This window comes from Erythrobacter sp. NE805 (assembly GCF_046452355.1).
In the GTDB taxonomy this organism is placed as follows: domain Bacteria; phylum Pseudomonadota; class Alphaproteobacteria; order Sphingomonadales; family Sphingomonadaceae; genus Erythrobacter.
The window spans coordinates 111,317-127,707 of the sequence record NZ_JBKFDI010000003.1; the positions used below are offsets into that span (position 1 = coordinate 111,317).

Annotated in this window: 21 protein-coding genes and 1 pseudogene; 16 read left to right on the forward strand and 6 right to left on the reverse strand. The window is 67.9% G+C overall.

All coding sequences use genetic code 11. From position 1 onward, the window contains the following. Window positions 1-108: 108 nt before the first annotated feature. From ACLBKU_RS11880 to ACLBKU_RS11900, 5 genes are all read right to left on the reverse strand, one after another. Complete coding sequence (locus tag ACLBKU_RS11880) at window positions 109-231, reverse strand: hypothetical protein (protein ID WP_410179770.1); 123 nt, start codon at window positions 229-231, stop codon at window positions 109-111. Then, the gene (locus tag ACLBKU_RS11885; RefSeq protein ID WP_410179771.1) at window positions 228-533 is read right to left on the reverse strand and encodes a hypothetical protein; all 306 of its coding nucleotides are present in this window, start codon (window positions 531-533) and stop codon (window positions 228-230) included. The genes ACLBKU_RS11880 and ACLBKU_RS11885 overlap by 4 nt, the downstream gene beginning before the upstream one ends. Next, on the reverse strand, window positions 530-1,006 hold the full coding sequence (locus ACLBKU_RS11890) for a hypothetical protein (RefSeq protein WP_410179772.1): 477 nt from the start codon (window positions 1,004-1,006) through the stop codon (window positions 530-532). Before ACLBKU_RS11890 ends, ACLBKU_RS11885 begins: the two co-directional genes overlap by 4 nt. Before the next feature lie 253 nt (window positions 1,007-1,259). Next, complete coding sequence (locus tag ACLBKU_RS11895) at window positions 1,260-1,628, reverse strand: hypothetical protein (protein ID WP_410179773.1); 369 nt, start codon at window positions 1,626-1,628, stop codon at window positions 1,260-1,262. Continuing rightward, complete coding sequence (locus ACLBKU_RS11900; protein ID WP_410179774.1) at window positions 1,604-1,930, reverse strand: hypothetical protein; 327 nt, start codon at window positions 1,928-1,930, stop codon at window positions 1,604-1,606. Before ACLBKU_RS11900 ends, ACLBKU_RS11895 begins: the two co-directional genes overlap by 25 nt. Window positions 1,931-2,025: 95 nt before the next feature. Between ACLBKU_RS11900 and ACLBKU_RS11905 the strand changes: the two genes are divergently transcribed. Further along, window positions 2,026-2,292: a hypothetical protein gene (locus ACLBKU_RS11905; protein ID WP_410179775.1), complete on the forward strand. Its 267-nt coding sequence runs from the start codon at window positions 2,026-2,028 to the stop codon at window positions 2,290-2,292. A gap of 44 nt (window positions 2,293-2,336) precedes the next feature. On the opposite strand, the gene ACLBKU_RS11910 is transcribed toward ACLBKU_RS11905, so the two are convergent. Further along, a complete protein-coding gene (locus ACLBKU_RS11910) occupies window positions 2,337-2,678 on the reverse strand; it encodes a hypothetical protein (RefSeq protein WP_410179776.1) in 342 nt (113 codons plus the stop codon). A 148-nt stretch (window positions 2,679-2,826) separates the two neighbouring features. Between ACLBKU_RS11910 and ACLBKU_RS11915 the strand changes: the two genes are divergently transcribed. From ACLBKU_RS11915 to ACLBKU_RS11985, 15 genes and pseudogenes are all read left to right on the forward strand, one after another. Next, window positions 2,827-3,336: a phage regulatory CII family protein gene (locus tag ACLBKU_RS11915; protein ID WP_410179777.1), complete on the forward strand. Its 510-nt coding sequence runs from the start codon at window positions 2,827-2,829 to the stop codon at window positions 3,334-3,336. Window positions 3,337-3,424: 88 nt separating this feature from the next. Beyond that, on the forward strand, window positions 3,425-3,925 hold the full coding sequence (locus ACLBKU_RS11920) for a hypothetical protein (RefSeq protein WP_410179778.1): 501 nt from the start codon (window positions 3,425-3,427) through the stop codon (window positions 3,923-3,925). Then, entirely contained in the window at window positions 3,925-5,136 is a 1,212-nt protein-coding gene (locus ACLBKU_RS11925; RefSeq protein ID WP_410179779.1) for a DNA polymerase III subunit beta, read from the forward strand. Before ACLBKU_RS11920 ends, ACLBKU_RS11925 begins: the two co-directional genes overlap by 1 nt. Before the next feature lie 2 nt (window positions 5,137-5,138). Further along, complete coding sequence (locus tag ACLBKU_RS11930) at window positions 5,139-5,435, forward strand: hypothetical protein (RefSeq protein WP_410179780.1); 297 nt, start codon at window positions 5,139-5,141, stop codon at window positions 5,433-5,435. Beyond that, on the forward strand, window positions 5,435-6,481 hold the full coding sequence (locus ACLBKU_RS11935) for a DUF6551 family protein (protein ID WP_410179781.1): 1,047 nt from the start codon (window positions 5,435-5,437) through the stop codon (window positions 6,479-6,481). The genes ACLBKU_RS11930 and ACLBKU_RS11935 overlap by 1 nt, the downstream gene beginning before the upstream one ends. Then, window positions 6,478-7,509, forward strand: a complete 1,032-nt coding sequence (locus ACLBKU_RS11940) for a hypothetical protein (protein WP_410179782.1) — start codon at window positions 6,478-6,480, stop codon at window positions 7,507-7,509. Before ACLBKU_RS11935 ends, ACLBKU_RS11940 begins: the two co-directional genes overlap by 4 nt. Beyond that, window positions 7,506-8,138, forward strand: coding sequence for a hypothetical protein (locus ACLBKU_RS11945; RefSeq protein ID WP_410179783.1), 633 nt, complete (start codon window positions 7,506-7,508; stop codon window positions 8,136-8,138). The genes ACLBKU_RS11940 and ACLBKU_RS11945 overlap by 4 nt, the downstream gene beginning before the upstream one ends. Next, window positions 8,135-8,353: pseudogene (locus tag ACLBKU_RS11950) on the forward strand (DUF2312 domain-containing protein); the annotation flags it as partial. The gene ACLBKU_RS11945 and the pseudogene ACLBKU_RS11950, both read left to right, overlap by 4 nt. A 516-nt stretch (window positions 8,354-8,869) precedes the next feature. After that, window positions 8,870-10,492 (forward strand): phage/plasmid primase, P4 family, encoded by a 1,623-nt coding sequence (locus ACLBKU_RS11955; protein WP_410179784.1) that lies wholly within the window; start codon window positions 8,870-8,872, stop codon window positions 10,490-10,492. A gap of 444 nt (window positions 10,493-10,936) precedes the next feature. After that, window positions 10,937-11,494 carry a hypothetical protein gene (locus tag ACLBKU_RS11960; RefSeq protein ID WP_410179785.1) on the forward strand — a complete coding sequence of 186 codons (558 nt, stop codon included), beginning with the start codon at window positions 10,937-10,939 and terminating at the stop codon, window positions 11,492-11,494. A gap of 232 nt (window positions 11,495-11,726) precedes the next feature. Beyond that, a complete protein-coding gene (locus ACLBKU_RS11965; protein WP_410179786.1) occupies window positions 11,727-12,053 on the forward strand; it encodes a hypothetical protein in 327 nt (108 codons plus the stop codon). A gap of 4 nt (window positions 12,054-12,057) precedes the next feature. Beyond that, complete coding sequence (locus ACLBKU_RS11970; protein WP_410179787.1) at window positions 12,058-12,606, forward strand: hypothetical protein; 549 nt, start codon at window positions 12,058-12,060, stop codon at window positions 12,604-12,606. A 10-nt stretch (window positions 12,607-12,616) separates the two neighbouring features. Continuing rightward, complete coding sequence (locus ACLBKU_RS11975; protein WP_410179788.1) at window positions 12,617-14,329, forward strand: terminase large subunit; 1,713 nt, start codon at window positions 12,617-12,619, stop codon at window positions 14,327-14,329. Continuing rightward, window positions 14,326-15,609 carry a phage portal protein gene (locus ACLBKU_RS11980; protein WP_410179789.1) on the forward strand — a complete coding sequence of 428 codons (1,284 nt, stop codon included), beginning with the start codon at window positions 14,326-14,328 and terminating at the stop codon, window positions 15,607-15,609. The genes ACLBKU_RS11975 and ACLBKU_RS11980 overlap by 4 nt, the downstream gene beginning before the upstream one ends. 11 nt (window positions 15,610-15,620) lie before the next feature. Continuing rightward, complete coding sequence (locus ACLBKU_RS11985) at window positions 15,621-16,376, forward strand: head maturation protease, ClpP-related (protein WP_410179790.1); 756 nt, start codon at window positions 15,621-15,623, stop codon at window positions 16,374-16,376. Window positions 16,377-16,391: the final 15 nt, after the last annotated feature.

The following is a 16,391-nucleotide window of genomic DNA, read 5'->3' on the forward strand; positions in this document are numbered from 1 at the left end:
GGCTGAGCCTTTCGATGACGGCGGGGAGCGCCGGGATGAACATCTGGAGGAGGATGACCCCCGCGAGGACGCCGGCGGCGAACTGCCAGCGCTGTTCGGAGCGGGTGGTCATGGCAGCGGCCTGTGTGCGAAGGCCCAGATGCCCTCGCCCGCCGAGATGTAGCTCAGGATCACGATCATCATGATCGTGGCGACCATGATGCGGGTGCCGGTGTCGGGGCGCTCGGTCATTGCTCTACCTCAAGCTTCCTGACCTTGCCTTCTTCGACCGCAATGACGTCTGAATGGGAGTAAATCCGCCACGCTTCCGCTTCGGCAGCTTCAAGCGCTTCGTCTTCCGACCAGGCTTCGACCTCGATGATCTCGACCTCACGGCTCGTGACCGTCAGGTCGAGAGTCACCTCGTAGCGCGCCTTCTCGGTCGCGCCCTCGGGCAGCGGCTTCGCCCAGTCATGGACGTAGTGTTTGCGCATGGCACCGATCGACGCCGGAAACGGCATGGCCGCGATCTCGTGCAGGCTGGGCTTGCTCATGCCGCGATCCCCCACTTCTGGGCCATGTCGGCATCGGGCACCCCGGCCTGGGCGGCGCGGGACCAGTCGATGGGTGGGGCGCCGAGGGCATCGGCGAGGATGACGAGGTCGCGGGCGCGCTGTTCGGCGCGGATGTTGCGCGGGCGCTGTTCGGACTTTGCGAGCGCGACGTCGCGGGCGCGGGCGAGCTCACCCTTCCAGGCGTGCTCCCTGGCGATCCTGTCGGCGGTCGGCAGGTAGCGGGCGCCGACCGGGAAGAGGCACTTCACCTCGATCGCGGCGCAGACCTCGCGCGGGAGATCGCGGCCGACGCCGGCGGCGAGCGCGATGGCGAGCCAGAGGCGCAGGTTCTCGTTGGCCGGATCGCCGGGCCAGCTCTCGCCCATGTCGCGCGCCTGCTTCTGCGCGGCGGCGTAGCGGCCCTTGAAGTGCTCGAGCGCGATGGCGCGGATGCTGGGGCTGGTGCGGATCATTCCGGCCTCCCCGGCGCAATGCGTCGGAAGCCTTCGGTCCGGAGCGGCTTTACTGTGACCGGTTCTCCGCCGGTGAGCAGGGTAACAGGACCCCTCAGGACGATGTCTGGGGTCCCTTCCGGAACCAGCGTCTTGAAGACCGTCCCGGGCGGGAGCGTAACTTTCCGCGACATACTCGCCTCCGTTGTTGAACGGGGCGATTTGTTTCACAGAATGAAACAGCCGTCAATGGGGAATGTTTCAGTCCGTGAAACTAGGGGGCGATAACCACTCGGCGCGTTGCCAGATCGCGGACGCCGCCCGCCTCCTGAACGGTGACGATTCGCGTTCCGGCCTTGCCGCCAAGGCCGATGCAGGCGGCGGTGGTGATAAGGTTCGTCTGCTCGGCTTCCGTGAGCTGTTGCCACGCGGCTTCGTTGACGCCCGGAACGGCCCCGCCGTGGGCCCAGACGCCGAGATCGCGAAGGCGCTCATAGTCGGCGAAGCATCGCGTCGTGCGCGCTTTCTGCGTCATGCCGTCGAGCGGGGTTCCGGTAATCGGTTCATCACTGCCGCCCGAGCATCCGGCAAGGGTGGTCGCGGCGAGGGCAATCAAGGCTAACCGGTTGCGCGTGACGTCCATTCCGGGAAATCCTCTGCTGTTCCCGGATTGTAGGGAAGGCGCTGGTCGGCGGCAAGCCGGATCGCGGCCCTCACCTGCCGGATTGCCATCGCGTCGGCAGGGTGGAGCAGCAGCTCCCAGGGCGAGATACTCAGCGCGGCGGCGGCTTCGTTCACGTCCTGCCGGCGGTAATCCTGCTGCCCGTTGACCAGAAAACTGGTCTTGCGCTTGTCCCATCCGGTGCGGCGACCGAGAGCGGCCTGCGTCGTCTTGGTGGCGGCGAGCCACTGCGCAAGGAACCAGTCGGGAGCCGGGTCTGCCATGCGTGCGATGTTACAGGATTTGAAGATGAAGGGCGTTATCGGCATCTGAAAAAGTTTCACTTGACGGAACGTTTCAGAATATGAAACAAGGCGCCATGACCACGAGCGCCACCCCCTTCACCATCGCCGAGCTGCGGTCCGAGATGGGCCTCAGTCTCGAACAGTTTGCCGCGCGCGTCGGCCTGCAATCGCGGGGCCGGATGTCGGTGATCGAACGCGAAGGGCGCTGCTCGCTGGACGTCGCGCTGGCGATCGAGGCGCTGTCGGGCGGCCGGATCGATGCGGCCGAGCTGAGCGATGATGTGAAGGCGGCGCGTCATGTCCCGAGCTTCACCCCTGCGACCGAGGATCGCGCGGCATGAGCGCGCTTCCCACCACCGACATCGAGCAGGTCCGCCTGATCCAGCTACGCACTGCCCTTCGGTGGGCCATGCTCCAGTGCCGCCGCGCTGGCGGATGCCAATGCTTCAAGAAGCCGATGGGGCAATATGCCCGCAATGTCGGCGACGCTGGTGACGAGGCCCAGGATCGGCGTGCCGTCCTTGGTGAAGCTGAGACGTATGTCATGGATTGCGGGAAAATCGTCCGGATCGGCTTCGGCCATCGTGTCGAGTGCGAGATTTCCGAGCGCGATGCTGACGCTCCGCGCGTCACGTGCCGCGATGTAATGGGTTTTTCCCGCGATGCGCAGGCGGATGCGCCCGGCTTCGGCGGCGATGTCGATGTCCTGAGCTTTGAGAACGGCCATTGGGTGCAACTCCCTGTTGAACGGGGCGCAGCATGATGGTCGCGGATGCGAAGGGCAAGGCACTGGCTCATCGGGTCGGGGTTACCTCTGAGAGCGCGCCTCTGTCGCCGGGAATGTCCGGCGATGTTTCCCGCGAGGCGGCGGCCTGATGCCCAACCCCTCGCTCAAGCTGGCGGTGCGCGCCGCGATCAAGGCCGGCGGAGGGATCAAGAACGCCGCGCACGTCTGCGGCGTGTCCGAGACGCAGGCCGGGCGCTGGAACTGCCTGACCGATCACGACCTGCCCAAGCGCGAACACCTCGGCCCGCTCGACGAGCTGGCGATGGCGGCGAGCGGGCGGGCGCCGATCCTCGAGGAGCTGGCGCGGCAGCTTGGCCATGTCGCCTTCCCTCTGCCCGAGGCCCACGGCGAAGGACAGGCCGTGGCTGTCCAGCTTGCGGAGGCGACCGCAGAGTTCGGCCAGATCGCGCAGGCGGTGGTCGCGGGGCTCGCCGATGGGCGGCTCGACGCCGGGGAGAGTGCGGCCGTCGCGACCGAGATCGACGATGCCCTGCGTGCCCTCGGCCGGCTGCGCGCTCTGGTGGTGGATGACGAGGCGCTCGTGGCCTCGAGCGCCTCGGCGGCGGGTCGCCAAGGCGCTGGCGTGCGGGCGGTCTAGGATGTTCGGAGGGGGTAGCATGGCGCTGGCGGCGCGAGCGGATCATCAAGCGGACACTTTCAGCCTTGCCCTGGCATGGGTTCGGCCGGTGACAGCGCTGACCGGATGGTTCGACCAGGCGCACGCAGGGGACCGGATCGAGTATGCCCGGGGCATTGACCTCCCGCGCGAGGAAGCCGGGGTGCTGCTCGTCCAGCGCTGGATCCGCGAAGGCGCGGTGCGACCATTCTTCACGCGCGATCCGGACAATGCGGCAGTCTCGGTGTGGATCGTGGAGCGCGTGACCACCGCGCCTGTGCAGCCGCAAGGACAGCCCGATCTTGCCGACCTCCAGATGAAGGCCCTGCTGCGCGCCCTGACCGGCGCGGCGGTCCAGGGCGAGGCCTGCCCGTCGCGCGGGAAGCTCGCGATCGAGGCGACCGGGCAGCGCTCCGAGCGGGCCAAGGAGCGGGTGCGCTGGCTGATGAAGCGGCTCGAAGCCGATGGGAAGATCGCGGTCGAGCCCGCACCGCGCGGCGCGCAGCACGGCCCGGTGGTGACGATCCTGACCGGCCGACACGCCGGCAAGTCGACGAGGAGAATGGTGTGATGCAGACGATCATTGCTGACCGCCGGGCCTTTGCCCGCGCGCTCGATCTGGCGACGAGTGTGGCCGACAGGCGCTCGACAATTCCGATCTGCCAGACGGTCAACATCGTCGCCAACGGCGCGCTGCGGTTCGAGGCGACAGACCTCGACACCTTCGCGACGGTGGAAATCGGCTATATCGGCGAACCTATCGCGCCCTTCGCCTTGAAAGGACCGGAGAAGGTCGGCCGCGCGCTGCGGCAACTCGACAGCGATACGGTATCGCTCTCCGCCTTGGTCGACGTCGCGCCTGGTGGCCGCCCTGATCTTCGTGCGCCTATCGCCAGCGGCCAGTTCCGCAGCTCGATGGCGACCATGCCGTCGGACGATTTCCCGACGCAGGCTCCCATCGGGCACGAAGAGTTCGCAGTCGATCTGGGGCAGGCCGAGCTCGCCCTGATCGCCCGCGTCATCCCGGCTATCTCGACCGAGGAGACCCGCTACTACCTCAACGGGATCTGCGTCGACCGGATCGACGAATGGACCTATCGCTTCGTGGCCACCGACGGGCACCGGCTGATGATCGCCGACGTTCCGCTGCCGGGTGCGGTGGGGATAATCCCTGACCGCACGGTCATCCCCCGCCGCTTCGTCAACACCGTGATGAGGCACTTCGCCAGGACGAAGGATGCGGTGCGCCTGACCTATGGCCGGCGGCTGCTCGAGAACAAGCCGGACAAAGGTCTGGCTCCCGAACTTGGAGGTGCCCCGCTGGTGAGTGTCGCCGGCAAGGTCGGACCCGCGCGGCTCGCGCTCACCAGCAAGCTGATCGACGGCACCTATCCCGAATACACCCGGGTCATTCCTTCGACCTTCGCGCACACGATCCGCGCTTCCCGTTCCGAGTTGCTGCGGGCGATCAGGGGGCTGGTCGCGCTGGCCGATGGCAAGGTGCGCGCGCTCAAGATCGAGGCGGTCGATGGCGGTGTGCGCCTGTCCACGCGAGCAATCGACCTCGGGGACGGGTCCTTCGTCGTTCCGGCCGAGCATGGCTTCAAGCCCGAGACGATGATCGTCGGCTTCAACGGGCAGTATCTTCTGGATTGCCTGACTTCGCTGCGCGGCGAGGAGGTCCAGTTCGATCTCGATGCGAGCCACGAGCACGCGCCAGCGGCGATCCATGACCCGGCGGACACGGCGTTCCGCTGCGTCCTCATGCCGATGCGGGTGTGACGATGGGCGAGCGGGAGTTTCGGGCTTTCGCCCGGCCGCAGGGCTATGGCGACCTCGGCCTCAAGGGCGTGCTAATCGAGGTCCAGGAGCGCCCGGCGCACGGCACCCCGAAGCTCCGGGTGCTGACCCGCGCAGAGGCCGCGCAGCTGCACGCCGAGCTGGGCGCGGCGCTGCGCACCCTGATGGTCGGTCAGGCGATGGCCGATCCTGAGCGGCCGCGCGCCTATACCGGGCCCTATCCGATCCGCGGGCCTTCGCTCGCCGAGGTCGATGTCGAAGCCGAAGGGAGGGCCGCCTGATGGCGAAGACCTTCACACGGGAAGCGATGCGGCCGCCGCGCGGCACGCTCGCGGTGATGCAGTATTGCCTCCCCGGTCAGCTCGAGATCGATCCCACCTATCAGCGCTCGATCGACAATCCCGAGAGCCAGGCGCTGATCGCGGATATCGCGCTTAACTGGCATTGGGGCCGGGCGCAGGTGCTGACCGTCTCGCGGCGCGAGGGGCGGCTCTATGTGGTCGACGGGCAGCACCGGCTCGCTGCCGCGAAGCTGCGCGGCGACATCCAGCAGCTGCCCTGCCTCATCGAGGAGTTTGCCGACGTCGCCGAGGAGGCGCAGCTGTTCGGCGATCTCAACGATCGCCGGCGTCCGGTCTCGGCGATCGACAAGTTCCGCGCGGCGCTGGTCGGCGGCGATGCGGATTGCATGGCGATCGGCGCGGCGATGGAGCGGGCTGGCCTGACGCTGGCGCCGCATGGCAACCCGACCTCGTGGAAGCCCAGCCAGCTCGCCAACATCGGCGGGATCCGCGCGGCCTGGAAGACCCACGGCGCGGCGGCGACCGAACTGGCGCTGACGCTCATGGCGAACGCCTTCAAGGGCGAGGTGCTGATCTATGCCGGCACGATCTTCCCCGGCCTCGCCACGGTCTGCGCGGGCAAGCCCGAGCAGGACACGATCGACGATGCCGGGCTCACGCGCCTGATCGAGGTGCTTGGCGCGAAGACGCAGGGTCAGTGGCGCTCGGCCGCGCTCGAGGAGATGGCGGGTTCGGGCGTCGGGCGCGTGGCGGCCATGGCGCATGTCCTGCGCAGCGCGATGGCGAGCGGCAGTGTGCCTGCCGTTCCCTATCTCGGTTCGAATCCGGTGCCGTTGATCAGCGGCGGCGGCTCGGCCTTTGGCGACGGCTACGAGCAGCGCAAGGCCGGCGCCCAGTTCTGCGCGCAGTGCGAAAAGCTCGTCTCGCCCGACAAGGCGAAGCGGTGCGCCAGCGCCTGGTGCAAGCTGCGGGACCTCTCGGCCTCAAGCAGCGTTGCGGTAGGCCGGCAAGGACGCGCGGCGTGAGTGCGGGCGTTCAGGACTTCATCGCCGCGATGACGGCGGCGGGCGTGGTGCCGGTCGAGCCGATCGCGGGGAAGCTCGTCGGCGGCAAGATCGTGCGCTTTCGCTGCCAGGGCGACGGCCGCAAGCGCAATGGCTGGGCGATCTTCTTCGACGGGGAGCGTCCCGGCGGGGCCTATGGCAACCACAAGCAGAACACCGGCACGATCACCTGGTCGGCGAAGCGCGAGGGCCCGCCGCTCTCGCCGGAGGAGCGCGCCCGGCTGCGCGAGCAGATCGCGGCCGAGGAGGCGCGGCGGGCGCGCGAGCAGGCCAGCACACAGGAATACGTCGCGCGGGAGGCGCGAGCGACCTGGGCGGCGTCGTCGGCTGCCGATCCCGCGCATCCCTATGCCGCGACAAAGCGGATGAAGGTCGCCGGGCTGCGGCAATCGGGCGAGGCGCTGCTGGTGCCGATGCGCGACATCGAGGGGGTGCTCTGGAATCTGCAGCGCATCTATCCTGACGGGACGAAGCGCTTCGTGAAGGGCGGGCGGATCCTCGGCCTCATGACGGTGATCGAGCCGCGGCTCGGCTTTGCCCGCGGCGTGGTCTGCGAAGGCTATGCCACCGGCGATGCGATCGCCCAGGCGCTGGGCGCCGGTCCGGTGGTGGTCGCGTTCAACACCGCCAATCTCGGCGAGGTCGTGGCCGCCTGTGTCGATCGTCATCCGCGCGCCGACTGGGTGATCGCGGCCGACGACGATCACCTGACCGGCACCCGGATGGAGGAGCGCGGCCAGCCCTATCAGAACCCCGGCGTCGACAAGGCGCGCGAGGTGGCGGTGCTCCACGGCTGCCGGGTCGCCTATCCGCTTTCCGTGGTGGAGCGCTGGGTGGACGGTGTCGTGGCCGAGCCCGCCAACGTCGATTTCAGCGACCTTCTGCTCGCCGGCGGGGCGGTGGACATCCGCGCGGCCTTCGATGGGGCGCGCCGCCCGGCCGGGAGCGCGCAGCCGAGCCTCGCCGAGCGGATCGGGAGGGCGGCATGAGCGAATTCATCGAAGGCCAGCGGGTCGTTCTGACCAAGTATGGCCGAGACTATGCGACCGTAGCGGGCGATGGATCACGGCCGGAAACCATCATGCTCCACGTCGACGGGCGCTATCACAACCCGCAGGAACACTGGCGCGTCGATGTGGTGCCTGCCGTCGCTGCGCGTGACATGGTGATTGGGGATCTGCTCAACTTGCAGATGCTCAAGGAAGTGATCGAGGTGCCCTTCCTCGGCTCACTGTGGACGCATGGCGATAGCGGGATGCTCACGCCCTACGTCTGTGAGCGCTCGTTCGGCGACGGGCTGAGACTGCTTTGCATCTCCACGATCAACCAGCGCCCGAACTATCATGTCGTTCGCGTTCACAGCGGTTGGCACGCAAGCAACTGGCACGACGGCGAGACAGTCGGAGAGCACCTTGATGACATCCTAACGGCGATCGAAGAGGAATGTGGGTGCGCTCGCGCCTACTGCGATGAGTGCGAGGAGCAGCCCTGCGAGTGCGACGACGCCCCTGAGTATTCCGCTGACGAGGCATTCCCAGCGCTCGATGATGAATGCGGATGCTCTTGGGGCTGGTTCGACTGGCGCGACCTGATGAGTAAGATCGGGTTAGTGCCATGAGCGACGATCGGCTGCGCCTCTATGTCGAGCGGATCGAGCGCATCAGCGAGGAGATTGCGGGCCTGCAGCAGGACCGCAAGGACGTCTATGCCGAGGCGAAGGCGGTCGGTTATTGCCCGACCACCATCCGCAAGGTGATCGCGCGGCGGGCGATGGAGCCCGACGACCGGGCCGAGGCCGACATGCTGCTCGAGACCTACGAGGCGGCGCTGGGCGGGCTGGCCGGGCCGGTGCGGCCCGTCGAGCCGTCCGAGGCCGCGCGCGAGCTCGCGATCGCGATCCTTGCCGAGCAGGTCGAGGGGATCGGGGATCCGGCGCAGGCGGCCAGCCTCGCCGAGCATGTCGCGGTGATCCTCGACATTCGGGCCGAGATCGCGCTGCTGCGCGCGCAGGAGAAGGCGCGCAAGGCGCTGGCCGCCTCCGAGGGCTTCGACGCCCCCGCCCTCACCCGCGTCGTCCGCTGGATCGAGAAGTGCGCCAGGCACGGCGCCGACGCGATGCGCGCGGGCGAGGCGCTGTTCCACCTTTACCGCGGGACGATCGAGGGGCGCGGCGGGCCGCCGGCCTCAAGCAGCGGAGCGGTAGGCCGACTAGGCCTGCCTGCCCCCGTCAAGTTCGATCCCACGCAGGAGAAGGCGGGCCGCAAGAGCGCCGCCGCGACGAAGAACGCCGCCCGCAACGCCGCGTGGCTGGCCTCAGGACTGGGGGAATAAGTGGGACAGTTGCACGTCATGACGCCGCCCGATCCGCTCGAGCTCGCCTGGTATCCGACCTCGGATGCCGGGAACGCCCAGCGGCTCGCCAAGCGATCGCAGGGGCTGCTGCGCTGGGTCGATCTCGGCAATGGCATCGGCTACTGGATCGCCTATCAGGACGGGCGCTGGCGCACCGATATCGGGATGCTTCGCGCGCGCCTCGCGACCGACGACGTCGCCGCCTGTCTCCACGAGGAGGCCAAGGCGCTCTATCGCCAGATCTCCGATCAGAAGCTGCCGCAGGGGATGACCGCCGAGGTCGCCAACGAGCGGCTCACCGAGCTGCGCAAGTGGGCGCGGGATTCGGGCAATGCCAATCGCGCGCGGGGGATGCTCGACAAGGCGTGGCCGCTGCTGGCGGTGAGCGTCGACGCCTTCGACACCGAGCCCTTGGCGGTGAACGTGCGCAACGGCACCCTGCGCTTCGTCGAGGGGCCCGAGGGCTGGTCGGTGCGTCTCGACCCCCACGACCCCAACGACATGATCAGCCGCATGGCCGAGGTCGATTACGATCCCGCCGCCACCTGCCCCAAGTGGCTGAAGCGCATCGAGCGGCTGCAGCCCGAATCCGACCAGCGCGAGTTCATGCGGCGGATCTTCGGCTATGCGCTGCAGGGGCTCAGGTCGGAGCAGGTCTTCATCGTCGCCCAAGGCAAGGGCGGTGACGGCAAATCGCTGACCCATGTGATCCTGTCGGGCATCTTCGGCGATTACTACAAGCACGCGGACGTCCAGAGCTTCCTGCAGGGCGGGCGCAAGTCCGGCTCCGACCACTCGGAAGACCTCGCGCGGCTCGCCGGCGACACGCGGCTCGTCACCTGCGACGAGCCGGAGCGCGGGTCGGTCTGGAACTCCAAGATCATCAAGCAGATGACCGGCGGCGGGAAGATGACCGTGCGCGCGCTGCGCGAGGCGAGCCGCGAGATCCGGCCCGGGTGGCTGGCGATCGTCGAGTGCAACACCTTTCCGCGCGTGCCGACGTCGGACGACGGCTTCTGGCGGCGCTGCAAGGTGCTGGAATGGCCGGTGCAGCTCAGCCGCGCCGAGCAGGGCGATTTCGAGGGCCTCAAGGCCGAGATGCTGGCCGAGCGGTCCGGCATCCTCAACTGGATGATCGGCGGGGCGCTGGCGTGGCTGTCCGAGCGGACGCTGTGCGAGAGCGAGCGGGCGGTGGAGGTGCGCGAGAGCTATCGCAACAGCTCGGACCCTTTTGGCGAATGGTACCGGGCGCGCTGCGTCGTCGGTAATGCCGAGCAGCTGCGCGAGCAGATCACCCGCCTGCACGAGGATTTCGCCCGCTATTGCCGCGACGAGATCGGCATCGACGAGGACAAGATCCCGAAGATCAGGGCGTTCGGCACCCAGCTCGACGAGCGGCAGCACCGCGCGCGGAAGTCGAACGGGGTGAAGGTGCGGCTCGGCATACGGTTGAAGACCGAGGCGGAGCTCGAGACGGATGCCAAGCGGCAGTCCGCCGCGACCTCGCCGCCTGCTGCGCCGCCACCCGAGGACGGGCTCGCCAACCGGCCTTTTGCGCCACCGCCGATCGACGAGGAGCGCTGGGACGGCCTCGACGGGTGGGACGATGGCGATGCGTGATCTTCGACCCTGCCCGCTCTGCAACTCTCGCGCCGTCAATCTGGTGCGTCACCCGGGGCAAAAGCCCACCGTTGTCTGCCTCGAGCTCGACTGTGCCTGCCGGGCCTATCTGCCGGCGTGGCAGGGGCTCGTCCTCAACAGGGAGGTTTCCGGGGAGGAATTGGGGAGCCGGGGAGGATCGTCGTCCTTATCGTCGGTTTCATCATCGAGCGCGGCGAATGAAGGCGCGGGATTGATCGATGCAGGCGATTGCGGGGACGGGCAAAGCTCCCTTCCTCCCCGCATCCTCCCCGCGCCAAGGTATTGAATTTGCAAGGTTCAGGGAGGTTCAGGGAGGAAGGGAGGAATTCCCTCCAGTTGGCGGTCATGTGTGCGCGCGCATGTGTGGCTGTATCTGCATCAATCCTCCCTTCCTCCCTGAAACCATCATCGGAGCATTGAGACATGGGACAGGCGGTGTTGACCTTGGGTGCGATGGAGGAGGCGTTGGCCGAGCTGCGCGATCTTGAGTGGCGGGCGCCTTCGGGTGGGCGGTCGCTGGCGGTGTCGCCCTGGGCGAAGGATGGGCCGTGGCATCTGGCGCAGGCGACGGGCGACGACGTTGCGGCCGGGAATGTCGAGTATTCGGAGACGCTGCTCACCATTGCTGCCGGCAAGGAGCTGCTGGTGCGCAAGGTCGACAGCCTGCGGCCGAGGACGCCGCTGCGCTCGGTGGAGGTGGCGCGGCTCGAGGAGCTGCGCGGGTGGCTCGAGCTGCTCGAGGATGGGTTGGATCGCGCGATCGTGTGGGAGGCGAGCTTCCACCTGTCGCGGGGCGAGCCGAAGGACTGGCCGCGCATCAAGCGGCGCGTGGCCTATCCCTACAGCCGCCAGCGGCTCGCGCGGCGCTATCGCGAGGCGCTGGCCAAGCTGGTGTGCCGGGTCAACGGGGTGCCGGTGCGGCACTTCCGCGCGGTGCTGGCGCGCGAGGGGTGCGCTTTCGTCGATCTTCTCCCCCGTTGAAGGGCGCGGAAATGCTCGACTTGCGGAAAGTCAACGGTGGAGTTTTCCTCCCCCCTAAAGATCGCGGTTTCTCTCCCCCGTCTGCGAGGGGTATCCGGGGGATAGCCTGGACGCGAGCGTTCGGGCGGTGCGCCGGCACCGGCACCGCGTTGCCTCGAGCCCCCCTCCCTGGCGGCGCGGTGCCGGTCGAAGCGGTCTTCTCTCTCTCGGACTTGGCGCGGTTGATCCGGTGATGGCTCTCAAGCGATTGCCGGGTCGGATCGGCCGTCCTCCTGTCCGGGTGGCGGCGCTGCCGAAGAAGGCGGAGAGCTTCTACCAGTCGGCCGAGTGGCGGGCGTATCGGGCGGCGCACAAGGCCGAGACGGTGCGGCGTCAGGGCGGCGTGTGGTGCTCGGTGTGCGGGTCGCGGCACAAGCTGGTGCTGGACCATGTGGTCGAGCGGCGGGATGGTGGGGCGGACTTTCCTCCTCACGAGGGGGCTAAGTGGTACTGCGGCGGCTGCCACAACGCGAAGACGGCGCGGGCGAGGCTGGCGCGGGTCTCGGAGGCCAAGCGGTAGGGGGGTGGTCGAAAGTCTGGAGGTCGACGAGCCGGGAAACCGCCGCTCATCTCATTCGGAGATTTTTTTCATGGATCAGGAATTTTCAGGAGAGGTCGACCTGTTCGGCTGCCCTGTCCTTGTCCGTAAAGCGAGGCGCGGGCGCCCCGAGCATGTTCGGACGCCGGAAAATGCCAAGCGCGTCAGCATGTTGTTCGCGATCGGCCGGAGTGTCGAAGCAGTCGCTGCGGCAATCGGCGTCACGCAACCGACGCTGAGGAAGCATTATTTTTCAGAGGTCCAGCAGCGGCAAGCTCTGCTCGATCGGCTCGAGGCCGACCAGCTCGCCAAGCTGTTCGATCAGTCGGCAAACGGAAGCACGGCCGCGACCAAGGCGCTCCTCGACCGTTGCGACGATGCCCGCACGGCGCGCTTCGCCGCGGCGGTGGTCAAGGATCGTCGCCAGGCGGACAAGCCGGCGCAGAAGGGCAAGAAGGAGCAGCAGCGCGAAGCCGCCGGCAACGTCGGTGGGCGCTTTGCTCCGCGCGAGGCCCCGTCGCTGCTGATCCAGTGAGGCGCGCCTCGTGAAGTGGTCGACCGCTTGCCCCGACTGGCGCGAGCGGATCGTCGCCGGGGATAGCCTGGTGCCGCTGGCGCCGCTGTTCCCGGACAAGGCCAACGACGCGCTCGGCGTGTTCTGCAGCTTGCAGGTCACCGACCTCGCGAAGAAGAAGGACGACACCTGGCCGACGCTCGGTGAGGTGGTCGACCAGCGTGTCATCGACTTGGTCGCGGCGATTTTCGGGGCCGAGGATCCGAAGACGGGGCGGCGGCTCATCCGCCGCTTCATGCTGCTGATCAGCAAGAAGAACGGCAAGTCGACGATCGCGGCGGGCGTCATGCTCACCGCGTTGATCATCAACTGGCGGCACAATGCCGAGCTGATGATCCTCGCGCCGACGATCGAGATCGCGGGCAACAGCTTCGCCCCGGCGTGCGGCATGGTCCGCGCGGATCCGGAGCTGAGCAAGTTGCTCCACATCATCGAGAACCGGCGCACCATCAAGCACCGGGTCACCGGGGCCGAGCTCAAGATCATCGCCGCGGACAGCGACACGGCCTCGGGCAAGAAGGCCGGCATGGTGCTGGTCGAGGAGCTCTGGCTGTTCGGCAAGAAGCCGAAATCTGCCGCGATGCTGCGCGAGGCGCTGGGCGGGCTGGCGGCCCGCCCCGAGGGTTTCGTGCTCTACGTCACGACGCATTCGGACGAGCCGCCCGCGGGCGTGTTCAAAACGGAACTCGCCTATTTCCGCGACGTGCGGGACGGGGTGATCGACGATCCCGAGACCCTCGGGGTGCTCTACGAGTGGCCAGAGGAGATGCTGGAGGACAAGGCGTACCTCGACCCGGCGAATTTCGGGGTGACCAATCCCCACCTGGGGCGGTCGGTCACGCGCGAATATCTCGAGGCCGAGCTTGCCAAGGAGCAGCGCGGCGACGGCGAGGGATTGCAGATCTTCCTCGCGAAGAACCTCAACGTCGAGATCGGCCTGAGGCTGCGCCGCGATCGGTGGATGGCAGCGGACTACTGGGAAGATGCGACCGAGCCCGGGTTGACGCTCGAGCAGCTGATCGACCGCTCGGAAGTGATCGTTGCCGGCATCGACGGCGGCGGTGCGGACGACCTGTTCGGCCTGGCGGTTGCCGGGCGCGAGCGGGACACCGGGATCTGGCTGGCCTGGGCGCATGCCTTCGCCCGCCGGGTGGTGCTTGATCGGCGCAAGGACATCGCCTCGCTGCTGGAAGGGTTTGCCGCCGACGGTGACCTGACCTTCACCGACACCGGGCAGGAGATCGTGGACCTGGTCGCGCGCCGGGCGGTGGCCTTGCGAGAGACGGGCAAGATGCCCGAGGTCGGCGCGGTCGGTCTCGACAGCTGGGGCATGGGGACGCTGGTCGATGCGCTCGTCGCGTCGGGCTTCGAGACCTATGACGAGGTGACCCGCAAGGGCGGTTCGATCGCCTCGGTGCGGCAGGGTGTCGGCCTGACCGGCACGATCAAGACGATAGAGTTCAAGCTGGTCGATGGGATGCTGCGCCACGGGGGCAGCCGCCTGATGGCCTGGTGTGTGTCCAATGCGAAGGCCGAGCTGCGCGGCAGCAACCTCTACATCGCCAAGGAGCGCGCGGGCGTGGCGAAGATCGACCCGCTGATCGCGCTGCTCAACGCGGTGCAGATGCTCGAGCTCGGCCCGGTGGCGGCAACTGCGAAGAAGGCGGGAGTGATCTTCCTATGAAGTTCCTCGACTTCTTCTGGCCGCAAGCCCCCGAGGCGCGGACCGACAAGCTGCCGGCCGGTTCGGTGATCCGCACCGGAGGCGGGAACTTCATCACGGTCGGGGGCTCGGCGGGCACCGGACTGCCGGTGGTCAACGAGAGCACGGCGGCCAGCATCAGCGCGGTCAACGCCTGCGTCAAGCTGCTCGCCGGGGCGGTCTCGGCGCTGCCGATGAACCTCTACCAGATGAACTTCCAGAACGGCGCGAAGTCGCAGCTCTGGAACGAGGACCTCTGGTGGGTGCTCAACGAGCAGTGGCATCCGCAATGGTCGGCCGCCGCCGGGTGGGATCACCTGATGCGCAGCCGTCTCTACCACGGCGATGCCTATGCCACGATCGAGCGCAACGCCGCAGGCGCGGTGCTCGGCCTGGTGCCGGTCGCGAAGTCGCGGGTGGTCACCTACCTGATGGAGAGCGGCCGTCTGATCTACGGCGTGCTGCCGCATGCGCGATCGACCGAGGCGAAGGTCTGGTACTACGACCAGGACGACATGATCCATGTCGCCGGGGACGGGTTCGACGGGGTGACGAGCCCCAGTGTGCTGCAGTTCGAGCTCCGCGGCTCGGCCGGGACGGCGCTGGCAGCGCAGGATGCGAGCGGGCGGTTCTTCGCCAACGGGATGATGCCGAGCATCACGCTCGAGTTCCCGAGCGAGCCGCCAGCGGCCGAGGTCGAGGAGCTGCGCGCCAAGGTCAACCAGAACTACGGCGGCGTGCAGAACGTCGGCAAGCCGATGCTTCTGTTCGGCGGCGCCAAGGCCAACGCGCTGTCGGTCTCGCCCGACGACGCGCAGCTGCTGGATTCGCGCAAGTTCCAGGTCGAGGAGATCGCCCGGATCTACGGCGTCCCGCCGTGGATGATCGGGCACAACGAAAAGACCACCAGTTGGGGGAGCGGGGTGGAGGCGATGGGGTCGGGCTTCGTCCGCTACACCCTGCGTCGCCACCTCCACGCGATCACCAACGAGTTCAACCGCAAGCTTTTCCGCCGCGGCAACAAGTTCTGCCAGTTCGACACGAGCGAGCTCGAGCAGCCCTCGTTCAAGGAGTTCACCGACGCGCTGCGCACCGGCGTTGGCCGGGCCGGCGAGCGGCCGATCTTCACCCAGAACGAGGCGCGCGCGCGCTTCAACCTGCCACCGGTCGATGGCGGCGATTCCGTCGAGCCGGTGGCGCGAGCCGCCGTTGCGCCGTCGGGCGACACGCCGCCCGCCGATCCCACCGAACCGGCAACCTGAAAGGACCCGCGATGAACAAGCTGCAAGCACTCTACCGCGCCAACCGCGGTAGGGGCAAAGGCCTGCGTGTCGAGGCGACCGACGACGACGAGCCGCGGATGATGATCTACGACATCATCGTCAGCAGCGACGCCGACGCCGAGTGGTGGGGCGGTGCCAGCGCCGAGAGCTTCGTCCGGGCGCTGCAGACGATGTCGGCACCGAGGGTTCATGTTCACATAAACTCGCCCGGTGGCGATGCGTTCGCCGGTATCGCCATGGCCCAGGCGATCCGCGCCTACCCCGGTGAGGTGGTGGTGCATGTCGACGGCCTGGCGGCCAGTGCCGCGGGCTTCCTGGTCGCTTCCGCGCCCCGTGCGATCATGGCGCTGGGCGCGATGATCATGGTGCACAAGTCCTGGACTTGGGCGGTGGGCAACAGCAACGACCTGATCGCGCAAGCCGCCGTGCTCGAGAAGCTCGACAGCCAGCAGGTCGAGCTCTTCAAGACGAAGAACGAGGATTACGACTGGGAGGCGGCGCTCGCCGCCGAGACCTGGTTCACCGCAACCGAGGCGATCGCCCTCGGGCTCGCCACCGAGCACGCCGCGCAGGAGCCCGGACAGCCGGCTGCCAAAGCGCATGCCTTCGATCTTTCGGTGTTCGGGCGCGCGCCCTCTGTTCCCGAAACGACGTCTTCGCCACTCGAGGTCGAGGCGGCCAATGACCCGGATCAAGTCGCGCGACGCAGCCGCATCGCCCGCATGCACAAGTACAGAAATCCCTAGCGCGCTGCGCGAGGA

Bases quoted from the DNA above. Each gene is read 5' to 3' on its own strand.
- ACLBKU_RS11880 (WP_410179770.1), bottom strand. From the start codon at position 231: ATGACCGAGCGCCCCGACACCGGCACCCGCATCATGGTCGCCACGATC.
- ACLBKU_RS11885 (WP_410179771.1), bottom strand. From the start codon at position 533: ATGAGCAAGCCCAGCCTGCACGAGATCGCGGCCATGCCGTTTCCGGCG.
- ACLBKU_RS11890 (WP_410179772.1), bottom strand. From the start codon at position 1,006: ATGATCCGCACCAGCCCCAGCATCCGCGCCATCGCGCTCGAGCACTTC.
- ACLBKU_RS11895 (WP_410179773.1), bottom strand. From the start codon at position 1,628: ATGGACGTCACGCGCAACCGGTTAGCCTTGATTGCCCTCGCCGCGACC.
- ACLBKU_RS11900 (WP_410179774.1), bottom strand. From the start codon at position 1,930: ATGGCAGACCCGGCTCCCGACTGGTTCCTTGCGCAGTGGCTCGCCGCC.
- ACLBKU_RS11905 (WP_410179775.1), top strand. From the start codon at position 2,026: ATGACCACGAGCGCCACCCCCTTCACCATCGCCGAGCTGCGGTCCGAG.
- ACLBKU_RS11910 (WP_410179776.1), bottom strand. From the start codon at position 2,678: ATGGCCGTTCTCAAAGCTCAGGACATCGACATCGCCGCCGAAGCCGGG.
- ACLBKU_RS11915 (WP_410179777.1), top strand. From the start codon at position 2,827: ATGCCCAACCCCTCGCTCAAGCTGGCGGTGCGCGCCGCGATCAAGGCC.
- ACLBKU_RS11925 (WP_410179779.1), top strand. From the start codon at position 3,925: ATGCAGACGATCATTGCTGACCGCCGGGCCTTTGCCCGCGCGCTCGAT.
- ACLBKU_RS11930 (WP_410179780.1), top strand. From the start codon at position 5,139: ATGGGCGAGCGGGAGTTTCGGGCTTTCGCCCGGCCGCAGGGCTATGGC.
- ACLBKU_RS11935 (WP_410179781.1), top strand. From the start codon at position 5,435: ATGGCGAAGACCTTCACACGGGAAGCGATGCGGCCGCCGCGCGGCACG.
- ACLBKU_RS11945 (WP_410179783.1), top strand. From the start codon at position 7,506: ATGAGCGAATTCATCGAAGGCCAGCGGGTCGTTCTGACCAAGTATGGC.
- ACLBKU_RS11955 (WP_410179784.1), top strand. From the start codon at position 8,870: ATGACGCCGCCCGATCCGCTCGAGCTCGCCTGGTATCCGACCTCGGAT.
- ACLBKU_RS11960 (WP_410179785.1), top strand. From the start codon at position 10,937: ATGGGACAGGCGGTGTTGACCTTGGGTGCGATGGAGGAGGCGTTGGCC.
- ACLBKU_RS11965 (WP_410179786.1), top strand. From the start codon at position 11,727: ATGGCTCTCAAGCGATTGCCGGGTCGGATCGGCCGTCCTCCTGTCCGG.
- ACLBKU_RS11980 (WP_410179789.1), top strand. From the start codon at position 14,326: ATGAAGTTCCTCGACTTCTTCTGGCCGCAAGCCCCCGAGGCGCGGACC.
- ACLBKU_RS11985 (WP_410179790.1), top strand. From the start codon at position 15,621: ATGAACAAGCTGCAAGCACTCTACCGCGCCAACCGCGGTAGGGGCAAA.